Annotated in this window: 15 protein-coding genes; 11 read left to right on the top strand and 4 right to left on the bottom strand. The window is 45.2% G+C overall.

The features are described from left to right. Window positions 1-26: 26 nt before the first annotated feature. Window positions 27-785 (bottom strand): DUF1853 family protein, encoded by a 759-nt coding sequence (locus tag AB6E78_RS19865; protein ID WP_017061951.1) that lies wholly within the window; start codon window positions 783-785, stop codon window positions 27-29. Window positions 786-875: 90 nt separating this feature from the next. On the opposite strand from AB6E78_RS19865, the gene AB6E78_RS19860 reads away from it, so the two are divergent. Then, window positions 876-1,634, top strand: a complete 759-nt coding sequence (locus tag AB6E78_RS19860) for a Nif3-like dinuclear metal center hexameric protein (protein WP_372110543.1) — start codon at window positions 876-878, stop codon at window positions 1,632-1,634. A gap of 206 nt (window positions 1,635-1,840) precedes the next feature. On the opposite strand, the gene AB6E78_RS19855 is transcribed toward AB6E78_RS19860, so the two are convergent. After that, entirely contained in the window at window positions 1,841-3,130 is a 1,290-nt protein-coding gene (locus AB6E78_RS19855; protein WP_017061949.1) for a citrate synthase, read from the bottom strand. Between the two features lie 416 nt (window positions 3,131-3,546). Between AB6E78_RS19855 and sdhC the strand changes: the two genes are divergently transcribed. The 8 genes from sdhC (at window position 3,547) to sucD (ending at window position 13,162) form a co-directional block, all read left to right on the top strand. Continuing rightward, on the top strand, window positions 3,547-3,939 hold the full coding sequence (sdhC, locus tag AB6E78_RS19850; protein WP_017061948.1) for a succinate dehydrogenase cytochrome b556 subunit: 393 nt from the start codon (window positions 3,547-3,549) through the stop codon (window positions 3,937-3,939). After that, window positions 3,933-4,280 (top strand): succinate dehydrogenase, hydrophobic membrane anchor protein, encoded by a 348-nt coding sequence (sdhD, locus tag AB6E78_RS19845; protein WP_010436768.1) that lies wholly within the window; start codon window positions 3,933-3,935, stop codon window positions 4,278-4,280. Before sdhC ends, sdhD begins: the two co-directional genes overlap by 7 nt. Then, on the top strand, window positions 4,281-6,047 hold the full coding sequence (gene sdhA, locus AB6E78_RS19840; protein WP_048606450.1) for a succinate dehydrogenase flavoprotein subunit: 1,767 nt from the start codon (window positions 4,281-4,283) through the stop codon (window positions 6,045-6,047). It abuts the gene before it with no gap. Between the two features lie 12 nt (window positions 6,048-6,059). Further along, window positions 6,060-6,773 (top strand): succinate dehydrogenase iron-sulfur subunit, encoded by a 714-nt coding sequence (locus AB6E78_RS19835; RefSeq protein ID WP_010436773.1) that lies wholly within the window; start codon window positions 6,060-6,062, stop codon window positions 6,771-6,773. A 97-nt stretch (window positions 6,774-6,870) separates the two neighbouring features. Further along, a complete protein-coding gene (sucA, locus tag AB6E78_RS19830) occupies window positions 6,871-9,687 on the top strand; it encodes a 2-oxoglutarate dehydrogenase E1 component (RefSeq protein WP_017061946.1) in 2,817 nt (938 codons plus the stop codon). A gap of 21 nt (window positions 9,688-9,708) precedes the next feature. Then, window positions 9,709-10,917, top strand: coding sequence for a 2-oxoglutarate dehydrogenase complex dihydrolipoyllysine-residue succinyltransferase (gene odhB / locus AB6E78_RS19825; RefSeq protein WP_017056410.1), 1,209 nt, complete (start codon window positions 9,709-9,711; stop codon window positions 10,915-10,917). Window positions 10,918-11,123: 206 nt separating this feature from the next. Next, complete coding sequence (gene sucC, locus AB6E78_RS19820) at window positions 11,124-12,290, top strand: ADP-forming succinate--CoA ligase subunit beta (RefSeq protein WP_010436793.1); 1,167 nt, start codon at window positions 11,124-11,126, stop codon at window positions 12,288-12,290. Then, window positions 12,290-13,162 carry a succinate--CoA ligase subunit alpha gene (sucD, locus tag AB6E78_RS19815; RefSeq protein ID WP_017061945.1) on the top strand — a complete coding sequence of 291 codons (873 nt, stop codon included), beginning with the start codon at window positions 12,290-12,292 and terminating at the stop codon, window positions 13,160-13,162. The genes sucC and sucD overlap by 1 nt, the downstream gene beginning before the upstream one ends. Before the next feature lie 119 nt (window positions 13,163-13,281). On the opposite strand, the gene znuB is transcribed toward sucD, so the two are convergent. Next, the gene (gene znuB / locus AB6E78_RS19810) at window positions 13,282-14,067 is read right to left on the bottom strand and encodes a zinc ABC transporter permease subunit ZnuB (protein ID WP_372134102.1); all 786 of its coding nucleotides are present in this window, start codon (window positions 14,065-14,067) and stop codon (window positions 13,282-13,284) included. Further along, window positions 14,067-14,846, bottom strand: a complete 780-nt coding sequence (gene znuC, locus AB6E78_RS19805; RefSeq protein WP_372134103.1) for a zinc ABC transporter ATP-binding protein ZnuC — start codon at window positions 14,844-14,846, stop codon at window positions 14,067-14,069. The genes znuB and znuC overlap by 1 nt, the downstream gene beginning before the upstream one ends. Before the next feature lie 83 nt (window positions 14,847-14,929). On the opposite strand from znuC, the gene znuA reads away from it, so the two are divergent. Together znuA and AB6E78_RS19795 are read left to right on the top strand one after the other, a co-directional pair. After that, window positions 14,930-15,820, top strand: a complete 891-nt coding sequence (znuA, locus tag AB6E78_RS19800) for a zinc ABC transporter substrate-binding protein ZnuA (protein ID WP_372134104.1) — start codon at window positions 14,930-14,932, stop codon at window positions 15,818-15,820. Between the two features lie 269 nt (window positions 15,821-16,089). Continuing rightward, window positions 16,090-19,452, top strand: coding sequence for a helix-turn-helix domain-containing protein (locus AB6E78_RS19795; protein WP_372134105.1), 3,363 nt, complete (start codon window positions 16,090-16,092; stop codon window positions 19,450-19,452). Window positions 19,453-19,585: the final 133 nt, after the last annotated feature.

Below are 19,585 nucleotides of genomic sequence, written 5' to 3'. Positions count from 1 at the left end.
AAAGGTAACTGAGTTAGCTCAGACGACTAACCGTGTGGCCAACTTTGTGGCATCACAAACCAGAATTGCCCCGACTTTGTTTGCCCATGGACGAAGCGATCACCGAACTCGGTGATAGGCTGACTGCTGAAATCATCCGTCCCTGCTGCCCATTGCTCTTTGGTGAGTGGATACAGTGGTTCACTGATTAAATGAGCCTGATCTTGATAGCACCAAAAGCCGTTTACTTGGCTTGGGTTAATGTCATAGCCCAAGCATTTTGTCGGTATGTTTTGCTCTAAGAAAGGGTTGGTATACAGACGACCTTGCATCAGTAAGTGTTTTGAGTCGACATCGATTTCTGGATATTGCTCGACAAAGGCGGCAGAAGAGGACATTTCGAGTTGGTGGCTGAGCATCCTGTCGAGTTTCTTATCCAATTGGTCGTGAGAGTTGGGTCCAAACCATGTTTGTTCGTGGAGCAGATAAAACTTAATCGCCACTTCCCAATGTTCCAGCTTTTGGCTGCTCTCTTCTTTAAGAATAAAGTCGATTGCACCGAGAGTTCTGCCTTCCACATTGATCTGAATCTCGTCGTGCTTTATCGAGTAATTCGGTGAGGCAGCGATCACTTGCTCGCATAGATATTGGTAGAGGAAACCTAATCTAGGATTACCCTCATAAGTATGTGATGAGTCGATGGCATGGTTGCTAGAGAATGCACTGAGATCCGAAACCGGTGGCTTGATTTCTAGTAATGGCGGTGAGTCGATGACCCATTGGTAAAAACGTTGCAGTGCTGTCATCTCTTCCTCATAAACTCATCGTGGGGCTTTCGACATTCTACCCGTAAATTGATATAACGACGTTATTATGAAGGTAAGCTGGAAATAAAAATGAATAACTTACAATTAGAAAAGCTACTTAACGAAAAACTGCAGCCACAGCAGATTAAAGATTACTGTCCGAATGGCCTTCAAGTCGAAGGTGCTTCTGAAGTCAAGCGTATTGTTACTGGTATTACGGCTTCGCAAGCTTTGATTAATAAAGCGGTTGAGCTAGAGGCTGACGCTTTGTTGGTTCATCACGGTTTCTTTTGGAAAGGTGAGTCAGAGGCAATTCGTGGCATGAAGGGCAAGCGTATTCGTACCCTAATTAAAAATGACATCAATCTTTTAGGTTATCACTTGCCGCTTGATATCCACCCTGAGCTTGGTAATAACGCGAAACTGGCGGAGTTACTTGAGATAGAAGTCGAAGGCGGTTTGGAAGGGCACCCACAATCGGTTGCTATGTTTGGTAAATTAAAAACACCAATGACAGGTACTGAATTCGCAGCAAAAATCGATCAAGCTCTAAATCGTAAACCACTGCATATCGCTCCAGAAAACCAAGACAAAATGATAACGACCGTCGGTTGGTGTACTGGTGGTGGTCAAGACTACATTGAGCTAGCGGCTTCTCAAGGCATTGATGCTTTTATTTCTGGTGAAATTTCTGAGCGCACTACTTACTCAGCACGCGAGCAAGACATTCATTATTTTGCTGCTGGCCACCACGCGACTGAGCGATACGGTGTAAAAGCGTTAGGTGAATGGTTAGCGGAAGAACATGGCTTGGATGTTGAGTTTATCGATATCGATAACCCAGTTTAAGAGCAGATGCGAGATAAGGGGTACGAGTCGAGTGTATGCGTCGTTCTCTAGAATTGAGCAGGTAACCTGTATAGTTTATCTGCTCGCTTAAGGAGATCCCCAACTCATTCGTCCCTCGTTCTTGGGGATGACGGGGTTGAGAGCGTACAAAAGAAAAGGGTTGATGTTCTCACATCAACCCCTTTTAACATTATGATTTATAGCAACTATTCACGTTCGTGAAGTGCTTTAAAGTCACGTTGTTCTTCACCAGTATATAGCTGACGAGGACGACCGATACGGTTCGTCGGATCGCTGTGCATTTCGTTCCAGTGAGCAATCCAACCGATGGTACGAGACATCGCGAAGATTACTGTAAACATAGATACTGGAATACCGATTGCTTTCAGAATGATACCTGAGTAGAAATCTACGTTCGGGTATAGCTTCTTAGAAACAAAGTACTCATCAGAAAGAGCGATACGCTCAAGTTCCATCGCTACGTCTAGTAGTGGATCTTGGATGTTTAGCTCTTTAAGCACTTCGTGACACGCTTCGCGCATTACTGTTGCACGTGGGTCGTAGTTCTTGTAAACACGGTGACCGAAGCCCATCAAACGGAATGGGTCATCTTTGTCTTTTGCTTTCGCAACGTATTCTTCAATGTTATCTACGCTACCGATCTCTTCAAGCATGCGCAGACAAGCTTCGTTTGCACCGCCGTGAGCTGGGCCCCAAAGTGATGCGATACCTGCTGCGATACACGCAAACGGGTTAGCACCAGATGAACCAGCAAGACGCACTGTAGACGTAGAAGCGTTCTGTTCGTGGTCAGCATGTAGAGTGAAAATCTTATCCATTGCACGAGCAACGATAGGGTTCACTTCATACTCTTCACATGGGTTTGCAAACATCATGTGTAAGAAGTTTTCTGCGTAGCCTAGGTCGTTACGTGGGTAGATAAACGGCTGACCGATTGAATATTTGTAACACATTGCAGCCAGTGTTGGCATTTTTGAAATCAGGCGGTATGCCGCAATTTCACGGTGTGTATCGTTGTTGACATCAAGTGAGTCGTGGTAGAACGCCGCTAGAGCGCCTACAACACCACACATTACAGCCATAGGGTGAGCGTCACGACGGAAGCCGTGGAAGAAACTAGCGATTTGCTCGTGCACCATAGTGTGACGTGTCACGGTAGTCTTGAACTTTTCATACTCAGCTCGAGATGGGGCTTCACCGTAAAGAAGTATGTAACATACTTCTAAGTAATCAGCGTTATTGGCAAGTTGGTCGATTGGATAACCACGATGTAAAAGAATGCCTTTTCCACCGTCAATAAAAGTGATTTGAGACTCACAGGATGCAGTGGCAAGAAAACCAGGGTCAAAAGTGAAAAAACCATTAGAACCTAGTGTACGAACATCGATCACTGGAGTACCAAGTACACCTTCTGTAATCGGCAGCTCGATTGGCGCTTGACCTTCAATGTGAAGGGTAGCTTTCTTATCCGCCATAACAATCTCCTTTGTTTATTATTAATCCGTCCAGGATGTTTATGTGCCATTTTTTTACTGGTCTTACGTGGGAAAGTCAATTTTTCTACAGCTTTGTGTGCACTTGTTAGTGTTTTTTACATTAAATTCGTTAAAAATCTGGTCTGTGTAGCATTATTTGTTACATCAATTGTATTAGAATGTTGCCAGCCGTATAGTGGCGCTGAAAAGTTTGGTTAAAACCTTATAAATGCAAGGCTAAGAAGAAATGTGAGGTGTCTTTCTTAATCGAGCAGTTAACAATTATTTTACAATTATCTAAGGCTCAACTTCAGTTATTTGTTAAGTTAATGTTAAATTTTGAAGGTTTGCAATCAAATTTTGTCCATAACAATATCATAAGGTTATTTAATGACCATAATGCTCAATGGAGCTGAGTGAGCAAGCCCGTGAAAGAAAGAAAGACAAGACCTGTTAATTTAGATTTACAGACCATCCACTTTCCAATCACAGCAATAGCTTCCATCCTACACCGTGTGTCTGGGGTGATAACTTTTGTCGCGATTGGAATTTTGCTTTGGTTACTATCCATTTCCCTCTCATCCCCAGTAGGCTTTGCCGAAGCTAGCGACATTGTCGATGGTTTCTTCGTGAAGTTTATTCTGTGGGGCATTTTAACCGCTTTGGCTTACCACATTGCTGGTGGTATTCGTCACCTTCTTATGGACCTTGGTCACTTTGAAGAGCTGGAATCTGGCGCGAAGAGCGCTAAGGTTGCATTCGCAGCAACAGCGGTATTGTCTCTACTAGCGGGGATCTTAGTATGGTAAACAACGTTTCTACTTTTGGTCGTAATGGTGTCCACGATTATCTATTGATTCGTGCTACTGCCATCATTATGACGCTTTACACTATCTACCTAGTTAGCTTTTGTGCTTTCTCTGGTGATATCTCTTACGCATCTTGGACGCAATTCTTTGGTGGAACCTTCACTAAAGTCTTCACCATGTTAGCGCTTACTTCTGTTTTGGTTCACGCGTGGATCGGCCTATGGCAAGTACTAACTGACTACATCAAATGCGCAAAACTGCGTGTTGGTCTTCAAGTCGGTGTTGTTGCAGTTCTTCTTGGATATTTCTTCTCTGGTCTGTTTATTTTGTGGGGTGCGTAAGTGACTATTCCTGTTCGTGAGTTTGATGCCGTAGTTATCGGCGCTGGTGGTGCAGGTATGCGTGCCGCACTGCAAATTTCTGAGCAAGGCCTTTCTTGTGCATTGCTTTCTAAAGTTTTCCCTACTCGTTCTCATACGGTTTCAGCGCAAGGCGGCATCACTGTTGCTCTTGGTAACGCGCATGAAGACCATTGGGAACAACATATGTATGACACAGTAAAAGGTTCTGATTACATCGGTGACCAAGACGCTATCGAATACATGTGTAAAAACGGTCCTGAGTCGGTAATCGAACTCGAAAAAATGGGCCTACCTTTCTCTCGTTTTGAGAACGGTACTATTTACCAGCGTCCTTTCGGTGGTCAATCTAAAAACTTTGGTGGTGAGCAAGCGGCTCGTACCGCAGCTGCAGCCGACCGTACTGGTCACGCTCTGCTTCACACGCTTTACCAACAAAACATTAAACACAAAACGACTGTTTTCTCTGAGTGGTATGCACTGGATCTTGTTAAAAACGAAGATGGTGCAATTTTAGGTACTACCGCGCTTTGTATGGAAACGGGCGAGGTTTGCTACTTCAAAGCGAAGGCAACAATCCTTGCGACTGGTGGTGCTGGTCGTATCTACGCATCAACAACCAATGCACACATTAACACTGGTGACGGTGTTGGTATGGCGATTCGTGCTGGCGTTCCTATGCAAGACATCGAAATGTGGCAGTTCCACCCGACGGGTATCGCTGGTGCAGGTGTATTGGTAACGGAAGGTTGTCGTGGTGAAGGTGGTTACCTTCTCAATAAAGACGGCGAACGCTTCATGGAACGTTACGCACCAAACGCTAAAGACTTAGCGGGTCGTGATGTTGTTGCTCGTTCAATGATGGTTGAAATTCGTGAAGGTCGCGGTTGCGATGGCCCTTGGGGTCCACATATTAAGCTTAAGCTTGATCACTTAGGTAAAGAGACGCTTGAATCTCGTCTTCCTGGTGTATGTGAACTTTCTCGTACCTTTGCTCACGTTGATCCAGTGAAAGAGCCAATCCCAGTAATCCCGACATGTCACTACATGATGGGTGGTGTTCCAACACAAGTTTCTGGTCAAGCTATTAAGCAAACCGAAGACGGCAGCGATGTTGAAATCCAAGGTCTATTTGCTTGTGGTGAAATCGCATCAGTATCAGTACATGGTGCCAACCGTCTAGGTGGTAACTCACTGCTTGATTTGGTGGTATTTGGTCGTGCGACAGGTCTACACCTAGGTGAGACACTGAAGAAGCAAGACGAAGCGAAACCTGCAACTGAAGCTGACATTGAGCGTTCACTAGAGCGTTACAACCGTTGGGAAAACAGCACAGACGGCGAAGATCCAGCGCAAATCCGTAAAGATCTTCAGCAATGTATGCAGAACAACTTCTCAGTATTCCGTGAAGGCAAAGCAATGGCTGAAGGCCTAGAAGAGCTAAAAGCGATTCGCGAGCGTCTGAAAAATGCACACCTATCTGATAAGTCTACAGAGTTCAACACTCAACGTATCGAGTGTCTAGAGCTTGAAAACTTGATGGAAACGGCATTCGCAACGGCTGTTGCTGCAAATTTCCGTACAGAGAGCCGTGGCGCACACGCTCGATTCGATTTCCCTGACCGTGATGATGAGCAATGGCTATGCCACTCACTTTACAACCCAGAGTCAGAGAGCATGACTAAGCGTGGTGTAAACATGGAACCTATCCATCGTGAAGCGTTCCCACCAAAAGCACGTACGTACTAAGGAGATATGACCATGAAACTGAATTTCTCTTTATATCGTTACAATCCAGATGTCGACCAGAAACCTTATATGAAGGAATACACTCTAGAAGTGGATGAAGGTTCAGACATGATGCTTTTGGATGCGCTTATTCTGTTGAAAGAGCAAGATCCAACAATCTCATTCCGTCGCTCATGCCGTGAAGGTGTATGTGGCTCGGATGGTTTGAACATGAACGGTAAAAATGGCCTAGCGTGTATCACGCCATTGTCTGCGCTTTCGGGCCAAGACAAGATTGTGATTCGCCCACTGCCTGGCTTACCCGTTGTTCGTGACCTGATTGTAGACATGACTCAGTTCTACGATAACTACGAAAAAGTGAAGCCATTCTTAGTGTCTGATGGCAATGTGCCACCGGCTCGTGAAAACTTACAAAGCCCTGATGAGCGTGCTCATTTAGATGGATTGTACGAATGTATCATGTGTGCATGTTGTACAACGTCATGCCCATCATTCTGGTGGAACCCTGACAAATTCATCGGACCAGCAGGCCTGCTTGCAGCGTACCGTTGGCTAATTGATAGCCGAGATACAGCGACAGACGAACGTTTGTCCGATCTTGATGATGCATTTAGCGTTTTTCGTTGCCATGGCATCATGAATTGTGTAAGTGTTTGTCCTAAGGGATTAAATCCGACGAAAGCTATTGGTCACATCAAGACCATGCTAGTGAATCGTTCGGTTTAAGTTATATAAAAATTGCCGCCCTAGAAGTTTTGGGGCGGCCTTTTAATAGCTCGGCATAGACCGCAGCAAACGTGAAAACTACTGGTTAAGGGAAAATATGCACAACGGCGTGATGAAGGCATGGCTCGAGTCTTCACACTTGGCTGGCGCCAATGCAACGTACGTAGAAGAACTCTATGAACTGTATCTAAGTGACCCAGATTCGGTAAGTGACGAATGGAGAAGTGTTTTTGAAGAACTGCCTGTGCAAGCTTCAGAGACAGTGGAACAACCACACTCTCGTGTTCGTGAATACTTCCGTCGACTCGCTCAAGAAACAAAGCATTACAGTGTCCAAGTTAGTGATCCAGATGTCGATGCGAAACAAGTAAAGGTTCTGCAACTTATTAATGCCTATCGATTCCGAGGGCATCAAGCAGCAAATCTAGACCCCCTAGGTTTATGGAAAAGAGCGACAGTTGATGAACTGGACCCTTCTTTCCACACTCTTACCGAAGATGACCTCAATGAGACGTTCAACGTCGGCTCTTACGCCATTGGCCAAGAGACGATGGTGCTTAAAGATCTCTACAAATCTCTAAAGCAAACGTATTGTGGCTCTATTGGTGCTGAATACATGCACATGACAAATACAGAGCAAAAGCGTTGGATCCAACAACGTTTAGAGTCTGTATCTGGTCAACCCTCTTTCAACAAAGAAGAAAAGCAAGCTTTCCTAGAAGAGCTAACTGCTGCTGAAGGTCTTGAGCGCTATCTTGGTGCGAAATTCCCAGGCGCAAAACGCTTCTCGTTGGAAGGTGGTGATGCTCTTATCCCAATGACGAAAGAAATTATTCGTCATGCTGGCGGACAAGGCATGCGTGAAGTTGTTGTTGGTATGGCTCACCGTGGTCGTCTAAACATGTTGGTCAACGTGCTTGGTAAAAAGCCACAAGACCTGTTTGACGAGTTTGCGGGCAAGCACGATGACACGTGGGGTACTGGTGATGTGAAATACCACCAAGGCTTCTCTGCGGACTTCGCAACGCCAGGCGGCAACGTTCACTTAGCACTAGCATTTAACCCATCTCACTTAGAAATCGTAAACCCGGTAGTTATCGGTTCAGTACGTGCACGTCAAGATCGCCTTGGTGATAATGATGGTAGCCGTGTACTTCCAATTACTATCCACGGTGACTCAGCTATCGCTGGTCAGGGTGTAGTACAAGAGACGTTTAACATGTCTCAAGCTCGTGGTTTCTGTGTAGGTGGTACGGTTCGTATCGTTGTAAACAACCAAGTTGGTTTTACAACGTCTAACCCTCGCGATACACGCTCTACGATGTACTGTACCGATATCGCGAAGATGGTTCAGGCTCCGATTTTCCACGTTAACTCTGATGATCCAGAAGCGGTTGCGTTTGTTGCGCGTCTTGCATTGGATTACCGTAATACGTTTAAGCGTGATGTTGTTATTGATTTGGTTTGTTACCGTCGCCACGGTCACAATGAAGCCGATGAGCCGAATGCAACACAGCCTTTGATGTACCAAAAAATCAAGAAGCACCCAACACCACGTAAGCTTTACGCTGACGTGCTAATGGAGCGCGGTGAGTTTGGTATTGATACAGCAACTCAGCTAGTTAACGAATATCGTGATGCACTTGATCACGGTGAAGTTGTGGTTAAAGAGTGGCGTCCAATGGCACTTCACTCAGTAGACTGGTCTCCTTACCTAGGTCACGACTGGAACATCGAGTGGGATAACAAGATTGATATCGAGCGCCTGAAAGAGCTTGGTACCAAACTTTGTCAATACCCGGACAGCCACAAGCTGCAAAGCCGAGTAAATAAACTGTACAACGATCGTACTGCCATGGTGAATGGTGAGAAACAAGTCGATTGGGGTATGGCTGAAACTCTGGCATACGCAACACTTGTTGACGACGGTAAGCGTATTCGTATCTCAGGCCAAGATTCAGGTCGTGGTACGTTCTTCCACCGTCACTCAGTACTGCACAATCAATCAGATGCAAGCACGTATGTTCCTCTTGCGAACATTCATGATAAACAAGGGCCATTCCAAGTGTTTGACTCTGTGTTATCTGAAGAAGCGGTACTCGCATTTGAGTATGGTTACGCGACAGCAGAGCCAAGCGGTCTAACCCTTTGGGAAGCTCAATTTGGTGACTTCGCAAACGGTGCACAAGTTGTTATCGACCAATTCATTTCATCAGGTGAGCAAAAGTGGGCACGTCTATGTGGTCTAACTATGCTGCTTCCTCACGGTTATGAAGGCCAAGGCCCGGAGCACTCTTCTGCACGTCTTGAGCGTTACCTTCAGTTATGTGCTGAACAAAACATGCAGGTTGTTGTTCCTTCAACACCAGCTCAGGTTTACCACATGATTCGCCGTCAGGTTGTTCGACCAATGCGTCGTCCACTGATTGTAATGTCACCTAAGTCATTGCTTCGTCACCCTCTGTGTACTTCTTCTCTTGAAGATTTGGCAGAAGGCACGTTCCAACCAGCTATCGCAGAAATTGATGATCTGGCTCCTGAGAACGTAAAACGCGTCGTGTTCTGTTCAGGTAAGGTTTACTTTGACCTGCTTGACCAAAGACGTAAGAACGAGCAAGACGATGTCGCTATTGTACGTATTGAGCAACTTTACCCGTTCCCTTATGAGGACGTGAGAGCTGCCATCGCACAGTACACAAATGTAGTCGATTACGTTTGGTGTCAAGAAGAGCCACAAAACCAAGGTGCTTGGTACAGTAGCCAACATAATTTCCGAGCTGCTATCCCAGTAGGTGCTGATATTCAATACGCAGGTCGTCCTGCATCAGCATCACCAGCTGTTGGCTATATGTCAGTACACTTGAAACAACAAAAAGCGTTAGTTGACGACGCTTTGACCCTACTTAAGAACTAGAAGTAAAAGGAAAATACGCACATGACAATTGAAATTCTGGTTCCAGATTTACCTGAATCTGTGGCTGATGCAACAGTTGCTACTTGGCACAAAAAACCGGGCGAAGCGGTTGCACGTGATGAAGTCATTGTAGATATCGAAACAGATAAAGTAGTTCTAGAAGTACCGGCTCCTGAAGCGGGTGTTCTGGAAGCTATCATCGAAGAAGAGGGTGCTACGGTACTTTCTAAGCAGCTTTTGGCTAAAATCAAGCCGGGTGCTGTCGCTGGTGAACCAACGAAAGACACCACTGAAGATACAGAAGCATCTCCTGATAAGCGCCATAAAGCTGCGCTAACAGAAGAGAACAACGACGCACTAAGCCCAGCTGTTCGTCGCCTGCTTGCTGAGCACAACCTACAACCAGCTGACGTTAAAGGCACTGGTGTTGGTGGTCGTATTACTCGTGAAGACATCGACGCACACCTAGCAGCAGCGAAAGCGGCTCCGGCAGCAGCATCTGCACCAGCAGTTGAAGCGCCAGCAGCGGCTCGCAGCCAAAAACGCGTGCCTATGACTCGCCTGCGTAAGACAGTTGCAAACCGTCTTCTAGAAGCGAAAAACAGCACAGCAATGCTGACTACTTTCAACGAAGTGAACATGAAGCCAATCATGGACCTTCGTAAGCAGTACAAAGACCAATTCGAGAAACGTCACGATACGCGTCTTGGCTTCATGTCTTTCTACGTGAAAGCAGTAACAGAAGCACTGAAGCGTTTCCCAGAAGTGAACGCTTCTATTGATGGTACAGATATCGTTTACCACAACTACTTCGACATCAGCATGGCGGTATCTACGCCACGTGGTCTAGTGACTCCAGTACTCAAAGACTGTGACACACTAGGTTTCGCTGATATCGAAAAAGGCATCAAAGAGCTAGCAATCAAAGGTCGTGACGGCAAGCTAACGGTTGATGAACTGATGGGCGGCAACTTCACTATCACAAACGGTGGTGTATTTGGTTCTCTAATGTCTACGCCAATCATCAACCCGCCTCAAGCGGCAATTTTGGGTATGCACAAAATCCAAGACCGTCCAATGGCTGTTGATGGCAAGGTAGAGATTCTACCAATGATGTACCTAGCGCTTTCTTACGACCACCGTCTAATCGATGGCCGTGAATCAGTTGGCTTCCTAGTGACCATCAAAGAGCTTCTAGAAGATCCTGCACGTCTGCTATTAGACGTTTAGTATCGCTAAAACGTCTAGTTAACCCCGTTAGCTAGACGTAAAAAGTTTCAAAGGCTAGGCTGCTCAACGTCTGGCCTTCAATTGAACTGTAAAGCCATTAGAAAATGGACAGCAGTTGTTTTGAGAAGACCCTACAGACGTAACACAGGAAACTGTGTCGTTATGGAAATAATAATCCCTTAAGGGAAAATAAACGGAATATCAAAATGAATTTGCATGAATACCAAGCCAAACAGCTGTTTGCAGAATTCGGTTTGCCTGTACCAGAAGGTTTCGCATGTGATACTGCACAAGAAGCTTTCGAAGCTGCAGGTCGTATCAGTACAGCCAAGAAAGTCGTTAAGTGTCAAGTACACGCTGGTGGCCGCGGTAAAGCGGGCGGCGTAGAGCTACATGACACCAAAGAAGGCGTTAAAGAGTTTGCACAAAAGTGGCTAGGTAAAAACCTAGTGACTTACCAAACAGACGCTAATGGTCAGCCTGTAACTAAGATCCTAGTTGAAGAAGCATCAAACATTGCTAACGAACTTTACCTAGGTGCTGTTGTTGACCGCGCAACGCGTAAAATTGTATTCATGGCGTCAACTGAAGGCGGTGTGGACATTGAGAAAATCGCTGAAGAAACTCCAGAGTTGATTCACCAATCAGCGATCGATCCTCTAGTAGGCCCTCAAGCTTACCAAGGCCGTGAACTGGCGTTCAAACTTGGTCTAGTTGGCGATCAAATCAAACAGTTCGTTAAGATCTTCATGGGTCTTGGCCAAATGTTTTCTCAGTACGACCTAGCTCTACTAGAAATCAACCCGCTTGTAATTACTGGCGAAGGCAACCTGCTTTGTCTAGACGGCAAGATCAACATCGACTCAAACGCGATGTACCGTCAGCCTAAACTACGTGAAATGCACGATCCATCTCAAGAAGATGAGCGCGAAGCACACGCAGCACAGTGGGAACTGAACTACGTAGCACTAGATGGTAACGTTGGCTGTATGGTTAACGGTGCAGGCCTTGCGATGGGTACGATGGATATCGTAAACCTACACGGCGGCAAGCCAGCAAACTTCCTTGATGTAGGCGGCGGCGCGACAAAAGAACGTGTAGCTGAAGCATTCAAGATCATCCTTTCTGATGACAATGTTAAAGCAGTACTCGTAAACATTTTCGGTGGCATCGTTCGTTGTGACATGATCGCTGAAGGTATTATCGGTGCAGTTAAAGAAGTCGGCGTAACAGTTCCTGTAGTTGTTCGTCTAGAAGGTACAAACGCAGACCTAGGTCGCGAAGTACTTGCTAATTCTGATGTTGATATCATTGCAGCTGAATCTCTAACAGATGCTGCTCAGAAAGTTGTTGCTGCTGCGGAGGCTAAATAATGTCTGTATTAATTAACAAAGACACTAAAGTAATCTGTCAGGGTTTCACTGGCGGTCAAGGTACATTCCACTCAGACCAAGCTATCGCATACGGTACGCAAATGGTTGGTGGTGTTTCACCTGGTAAAGGTGGTCAAACTCACCTAGGCCTTCCAGTATTCAACACAGTACGTGAAGCGGTAGAAGTAACTGGCGCAACAGCAACAGTTATCTACGTACCAGCTCCTTTCTGTAAAGATGCAATCCTAGAAGCGATTGATGCAGGTATCGAACTGATCGTAACGATCACTGAAGGTATCCCTACAACAGATATGATCGACGTTAAAGTGAAGCTAGAAGAAACTGGCGTTCGCATGATCGGTCCTAACTGTCCAGGTCTTATCACTCCAGACGAGTGTAAGATTGGTATCATGCCTGGTCACATCCACAAGAAGGGTAAAGTAGGTATCGTATCTCGTTCAGGTACTCTGACATACGAAGCAGTTAAGCAAACAACAGATGAAGGCTTTGGTCAGTCTACATGTGTTGGTATCGGTGGTGACCCTATCCCAGGTTCAAACTTCATTGATATCTTGAAACTTTTCCAAGAAGACCCAGAAACTGAAGCAATCGTAATGATTGGTGAAATCGGTGGTACTGCGGAAGAAGAAGCGGCTGATTTCATCAAAGCAAACGTAACTAAGCCAGTTGTATCTTACATCGCTGGTGTTACTGCTCCTCCGGGCAAACGTATGGGCCACGCAGGCGCAATCATCTCTGGCGGTAAAGGTACTGCTGAAGATAAATTCGCAGCACTAGAAGCAGCAGGCGTTAAGACTGTTAAGTCTCTTGCTGACATCGGTAAAGGCCTACGTGAAATCACGGGTTGGTAATCAGCTGGCTTTTATCGATTGAGATAGAAGTTAACTGAACGATATAAAAAAGGCTTGGTCACTGACCAAGCCTTTTTTATGTTCTCGGGATACGAGATTAGAAATCGTCCTGCTAAGTGCTAAGCTCGGCTTCTAACCATTTGAGATAGCATAAACATTGCTGCAGCACTGATAACCACAGACGGGCCAGCGGGCGTATCATAGAACCAAGACAAGCTTAATCCACCGAATACAGCGATAGAGCCAATAATTGATGCAAGGAAGGCCATCTGCTCAGGTGTGCTCGAGAACCTCCTTGCCGTTGCTGCAGGAATAATCAGTAGCGATGTCATGATTAACGCACCAACAAACTTCATACCTACAGCAATCACGATACCAACCAATAGCATCAGAATCAGACGCATTAAATCAATATTGATACCATCAACCGCCGCGAGATCTTCGTTAACCGTCGTTGATAGTAGTGGTCGCCAAAAGATAGCAAGCACCAATCCAATCACAGCTGCACCCGCATAGATGAACACTAAATCCGTTGGAGATACTGCCAGCAAGTCACCAAATAGGTAGCTCATTAGGTCAACACGAACGTTATCTAAGAAACTGACAGCAACCAAACCAAGTGATAGCGCACTGTGCGCCAAAATACCGAGTAGGGTATCGGTCGCGACCAGCTTTTGTTTTTGTAAAGTCACTAGCAACACGGCCAGCATCAAACAACAAATCAGCAGCGCGAAATACAAGTTAATGTTGAACAGAAAGCCAAGTGCTAAGCCCATCAAAGAAGCGTGAGCAAGCGTGTCACCAAAGTAAGCCATCTTACGCCACACCACGAATGAACCTAGTGGGCCTGCAATTAGTGCAATACCCAAACCCGCCAAAATAGAGGGAAGAAGAAACTCAAGCATTAGTGGTGTCCGTGTTTATGGTTTGAACATTCATGCACGTCGCCTTCGACAGGCTGGCCTGCGAGATCATGATGGTGATGTTCGTGTTGGTGATGATAAAACGCTAGCGTCTCTTGGGTCGCGGTGCCAAAGAGCGCAATATACGAAGGATGGTGTTTGATGTCTGCAGGTGCGCCTGAGCAACAGATGTGGTGGTGTAAACAGATAACATCGTCTGTTTTTGCCATCACTAAATGCAGATCGTGTGAAACCATAAATACGGCACAACCAAAGCGGTGGCGAATGGTGTCAATCAAGTCATACAGGTCTATTTGCCCTTGAACGTCGACGCCTTGAGCCGGTTCATCGAGAACCAGTAGATCTGGTCTTTTTAGCAATGAACGAGCAATGAGCACACGTTGGTTTTCTCCGCCAGATAGCTGGTGCATGTTACTCTTCTGCAGATGTTCAGCACCAACAAGCTTCAATGCTTCAAGGATCTCTTGCTGACTGAAATTGCCAGTGAGTTTTAGAAAACGCTCTACGTTGAGCGGTAGGGAATCATTGAGCTTTAATTTTTGTGGTACATAGCCAATTTTCAGTTTTTTAGCTTTTGTTATTGTGCCTGAAAATTTGGTCTGTAAACCCAGTACCACTTTTACTAATGTCGACTTTCCTGCACCGTTTGGCCCAATCAGGGTGGTGATTCTGCCGCGCTCTAAATTTAGAGAGATGTTGTCTAGAACTTTTCGACCGTCAAATTCGACGCTCACAGAATCTAGTTGGATTAAGTTATCCATGAATAGAACTCATTTGCAATTCGCTAATGTTATAATGTAACATTTACCTCAAGCCTAAGCTACTTTTCTATTATCGAGGGATTATGTCACGTTCATCTTTTATACTTGCTATTTTGCTTTTAGCGCCAAGTGTCGCAAGTGCCAATACTATTCTAACAAGCTTTAAACCAATTCAAATGATTGTGACAGAATTAACGCAAGGCGTTAGTGAGCCGGATGTGTTGATGAACAGCAATGCTTCGCCGCATGATTATGCGCTTAAGCCATCGGATGTCAAAAAAGTTCACAGTGCCGATATGGTCATCTGGTTCGGCCCTGACCTAGAAGCCTTTCTGACTAAGGTGATTGGTTCAAAAGAAAATGTTATCAAGATCAGTGATATTCCCGGAATCAACTTGCGAGAGTTCGGACACGAAGAGCATGACCACGATGCACATGAAGGGCACCACCACGGTAGCCATGACCCGCATTTTTGGTTAGGTATCGAGCAAGTTGAAGTAGCTGCAAAATACATCTCAGCTAAGTTGATTGAATCTGATCCAGACAACGCAATGGCGTACCAAGAGAATCTCGATTCATTCCTGATTGCATTGAAAGAGAAGCAACAGTCTATTCGAGAGCAACTTGCACCCGTGAAAGACAAAGGTTACTACGTTTTTCATGACGCGTATGGTTACTTTGAGCAAGAGTTTGAGCTAAATAACTTAGGTCACTTTACGGTGAGCCCAGAGCGTAAGCCGGGTGCAAAAAGCCTGATCGCTATTAAGAAAACGATAGTACGTGAAAACGTTCAATGTGTGTTTTCTGAGCCTCAATTCACTCCTGCTGTGATTGAATCAGTGACGCGCGGAAGTAACGCAAAACAAGGTCAGCTTGACCCTATCGGTTCAACAGTTGAAGTGAAGAGTGGAAGCTATTTCGATTTTCTTCAGCAACTTACAGATAGCTATACAAGTTGCTTAGACGAGAAGTAAGTCATAAACGAGTATTCTTTACTCTACTTTGCTCTCGTTAATTTATGAATCATGCCGCTTTTTGCGGCATTTTCGTGACCGCTAAGATAAAACCTCCTAACAAATAACAAACCTCCTTTCTCCTTTTCTAATTTCCGCTAAAATGGAAAGATAATAATAAGCACAAAAAAACTCAGTTTTTGGTTTAGCAACGATAAGACGTTGTGGTACCCGAAATTTCATGTGTTGTTGCTGTTCAGGATTAAGAGTTGTATCGAATTATCTTCAAAATGTTCATGTTAATGAGCATTTCATTTAGCGTTCTAGCGGTAAATACCTCGCCCTCCGTTTTCTATCCTTTGCCCGTTCAAGCGCAAGGGAATTTCCTTGCGGCTAAAAACTTGTATTTAGGTGCCGGAGGTGGGCTCTGGGTTCATGATGTGCATGGAAAAGTACTCTTTTACGATGGTCGAACTCTATTCCCTCGCAAGGGAAGCTTACTGCAATTTTCTTCGGAAAGAGTCGCCTTTCTGAACGATGAGTTTTGGACATTTTTCGACAATGAGGTCTATCGACATAACCCTGGAATTGGCAACGAATTGGCGTTTAGCCTAAGTCCCGGCGCTGAAATAGCGAATATCGGTGCATCAGGCGATTATATTTGGGTTACTGACGGCAGTAATTTCTATACCTACAACACTCAATCTTTAGAATTCAACACCTACTCTCTACTTAAACTGTACCGATACAATAACAGCAGTGACATTGCGATTAACGACGCTGAGTGGGTACTATCAAAGTGGGTGCTAGCGACCAGTTCTGGCGTTTACCTTTCAGAGAATCAAGAGTTTACCCATGTCACCGCATCAGACAAAAACCATATTGAGACGGTTTATTTTTCGAATGCTCGACGTGAGTTAGTGATCGGTACTTTAAATGGTGCTGTGATTGTTGATCTCGCGAACCCAGACAAAGAGACCATCGTTAAAGGGTCGCATGTTCTCTCGTTGGCCGAAACTTCGGACCAGTATTGGATTGGTACAGAGCACGGCCTTATTAGCTACAACTTTATTACGGGACAAATTACTCGATTCGAACAAGCCGCTAGTCAAGACTTCTCGTTACCGGGAGAGAAAATATATTCGTTGATAAACGATCATGCTGGTGGTATGTGGGTTGCGACAAACAACGGTATCCGATACTTCTCACTGTTCAGCAAAACCTTCTCGAGAACACCCCTAACTGGAATAGGCATGCATTCGAGTAGTGTGGTGATCAATAAAGTACTGCCTGTCAGTGACCAGTTATCTTGGGTCGCGTCTTCAATGGGGCTCTACTTGGTTGATTCTGAAAGTGAAGAGAACCCAATTCGTGTTTACTCTAACCCTGTTAATGATTTTGAGATCTTTGGCTCTTCCATTTGGTTGGCGACCGAACAAGGTATCATCAGTCTAAATACGGAAACACTACAACCCGAAGCCCTTGATTTACCAAGGCCAATTGAGGGAGTGCGTGTTGAAAACCTTGCGCTTCAAGCCGATAACGTTCTTTGGATGACCTCTGGGCAAAACCTCTATTCGTTATCTATCGAAACCATGAAACTGACGAGTTATGGCACTGACTGGTTAGTCGACAAGTTCTTGCCTGCGAAGATCACCGCTCTCAATGTAGGCTTGCTAGGTCGCATCTATATAGGAACGGATCATGGCTTCTACTCGTTCATTGATAAACGAATTAGCTTTAGTCGTTCCAGCGAACGGTTTGGCAAAGTCGTCGATATTGAAAAAGCGAAGGATGGAGCGCAGTGGTTTGCGAGCAGTTATGGCGTGTATCGAATCCCGGATGACAGCTCTATTATTCAAGAAATCACTCTTGTTGAAGACAATATTAGCCCCAACTGCCTGATAAGCGATGACAATGGTGTTTGGTTAGGCTCTTCGAAAGGCATCAGTTATTACGGATTGGATGGGCAACTGCATAAACACATAGGTTCGCCATTTGGTTTGATCACCAATGAACTGGCGGCAGGAGCGTGTGCTCTTTTTTACAGTCAAGATAGCCAACCTTCGAGGCTTGTTTTCGGCTCAAAGTATGGTGTAGTCAGCGCGTTATCTAACGAGTTACTGGTATCAACTACACCTCATAGCCGTGCCTTGTTGAGTAAGATAAGTGTCGACCAACAAACGGTATCACTTGGCGGGAAAACGGCAGAGCTGGATGAGATTCCTTATGGTTCATCGATGGGGTTTAAGCTAGGTATCTTACCAGCAACGTTCGCACCTGCGATGGAATACCGACTGAGCGACGATGAACCTTGGAGTGAGTTTGAAGGGGGCTTGTTAACGCTCGATCATCTTCTTCCAGGGGATTACACACTTGAAGTGAAGCCGGTTAAAGACTCCCATTATCGCTTTGTGTCAACCAATCAAAGCTTCTCGATTGCGGAGCCTTGGTATCTGACCAATTGGGCTGCAGCAAGCTCTCTGATATTACTGATTGGCGTTGTGACTATCTTAGTCTTTTGGCGTTCGCGTTATGTCACTTTTGCCAACCGGCACTTAAAAGCGCAAGTTGCACTGAAGACAGACCAATTGAGGCACCAAAGCCGGATATTACTCGCCACTAATCAACAGCTTAAAAAGCAGCTATCCGTGAAGAATGCGCTTGTGTCTCACACTGCCAATGAACTCTCTTCTGAAGTGAATCATATTGCTGCGATGCTCCCGAATTGGAATGACGAGCTCGGGAAGTCGCCGATTCTAACCTTGAAAAATGGCTTAGCGCAATTGAGCAATACCCCCCAAGGGAAAGGGCAAGTTTGTTACGATATAATTTTAATCTTAGAGGCGGTACTCAAAGCTTGGCAGGATGACTTAACCAAAGCCGGTATTGAATTGGATATTAAAGTCGAAACAAAACAACGATATGTCTCGTTGCTGTATTTTAATCTCGATATTATCTTCAATAGCTTGGTTGCGAGCATCATCAAGAGAAACTTTAAGTCGCAGAGTATGGTGGTTCTGGTTGAAGAGGTTAAGGAGCATCTTGTTGTGACCATTCGAGATCATGGGATGCCTTTCCCTAAACTGGCATCAAGCATGGGTGACAATACCGGAAAGTCGACCGACCTTAACATCGAAAAGCTGCCGCTATTGATGAATCAGAGCGGTGGTGAGCTTAATGCCTTGGTTTCGGAGTCTCAAAATAAGGTTCAGCTTTCGTGGCCAATTGAGTATCAAGTACTCGACAATCTTGAAGCCAGCACAATTGAACAGATTGAAACCATTAAGCTTGCCGCCTCAACACCAGAGCAACAAAAACTGACAGCGGAACAAGAGTGGAAGAACAGAGTGTCGCAGCTTGTGAGTGAAAACTACGCTGATGCCGAGTTCAGTACTGCAACTGCCGCTAAGTATTTGTTTATGTCTGAGAGAAGCTTACAGAGACGCTTTAAATCGGCTTACAACAAGACCTTCAAAGAGCACTTGAATGAAGTACGTCTAGAGCATGCGTGTGAGCGCTTACTCGCTGGAGAGAAGATCTCTGATGTGGCGTTTGATTCGGGGTTCAATGACCCTTCCTATTTCAGTCAAAGGTTTAAGCACCACTTTGGCATGTCACCATCTAAGTTTGCTGAAAACAACGAAGAGTAGCACGCAGCGGATACTCAGCTAGAACATAAATAAAGATACTTTAGCCTCGACATTCGTGTTGGGGCTTTCTTATGCTTCTACGAGATACGAGATACGAGATACGAGATACGAGATACGAGATACGAGATACGAG

Source organism: Vibrio sp. 10N.247.310.98, assembly GCF_041467395.1.
Taxonomy (GTDB): domain Bacteria; phylum Pseudomonadota; class Gammaproteobacteria; order Enterobacterales; family Vibrionaceae; genus Vibrio; species Vibrio crassostreae_C.
This window is presented reverse-complemented; position numbering and strand designations above follow the sequence as displayed.

What these genes read in the sequence shown, in the direction of transcription:
- AB6E78_RS19865 (WP_017061951.1), bottom strand. Translation starts at nt 785, where the DNA reads ATGACAGCACTGCAACGTTTTTACCAATGGGTCATCGACTCACCGCCA.
- AB6E78_RS19860 (WP_372110543.1), top strand. Translation starts at nt 876, where the DNA reads ATGAATAACTTACAATTAGAAAAGCTACTTAACGAAAAACTGCAGCCA.
- AB6E78_RS19855 (WP_017061949.1), bottom strand. Translation starts at nt 3,130, where the DNA reads ATGGCGGATAAGAAAGCTACCCTTCACATTGAAGGTCAAGCGCCAATC.
- sdhD (WP_010436768.1), top strand. Translation starts at nt 3,933, where the DNA reads ATGGTAAACAACGTTTCTACTTTTGGTCGTAATGGTGTCCACGATTAT.
- AB6E78_RS19835 (WP_010436773.1), top strand. Translation starts at nt 6,060, where the DNA reads ATGAAACTGAATTTCTCTTTATATCGTTACAATCCAGATGTCGACCAG.
- sucA (WP_017061946.1), top strand. Translation starts at nt 6,871, where the DNA reads ATGCACAACGGCGTGATGAAGGCATGGCTCGAGTCTTCACACTTGGCT.
- odhB (WP_017056410.1), top strand. Translation starts at nt 9,709, where the DNA reads ATGACAATTGAAATTCTGGTTCCAGATTTACCTGAATCTGTGGCTGAT.
- sucC (WP_010436793.1), top strand. Translation starts at nt 11,124, where the DNA reads ATGAATTTGCATGAATACCAAGCCAAACAGCTGTTTGCAGAATTCGGT.
- sucD (WP_017061945.1), top strand. Translation starts at nt 12,290, where the DNA reads ATGTCTGTATTAATTAACAAAGACACTAAAGTAATCTGTCAGGGTTTC.
- znuB (WP_372134102.1), bottom strand. Translation starts at nt 14,067, where the DNA reads ATGCTTGAGTTTCTTCTTCCCTCTATTTTGGCGGGTTTGGGTATTGCA.
- znuC (WP_372134103.1), bottom strand. Translation starts at nt 14,846, where the DNA reads ATGGATAACTTAATCCAACTAGATTCTGTGAGCGTCGAATTTGACGGT.
- znuA (WP_372134104.1), top strand. Translation starts at nt 14,930, where the DNA reads ATGTCACGTTCATCTTTTATACTTGCTATTTTGCTTTTAGCGCCAAGT.
- AB6E78_RS19795 (WP_372134105.1), top strand. Translation starts at nt 16,090, where the DNA reads ATGTTCATGTTAATGAGCATTTCATTTAGCGTTCTAGCGGTAAATACC.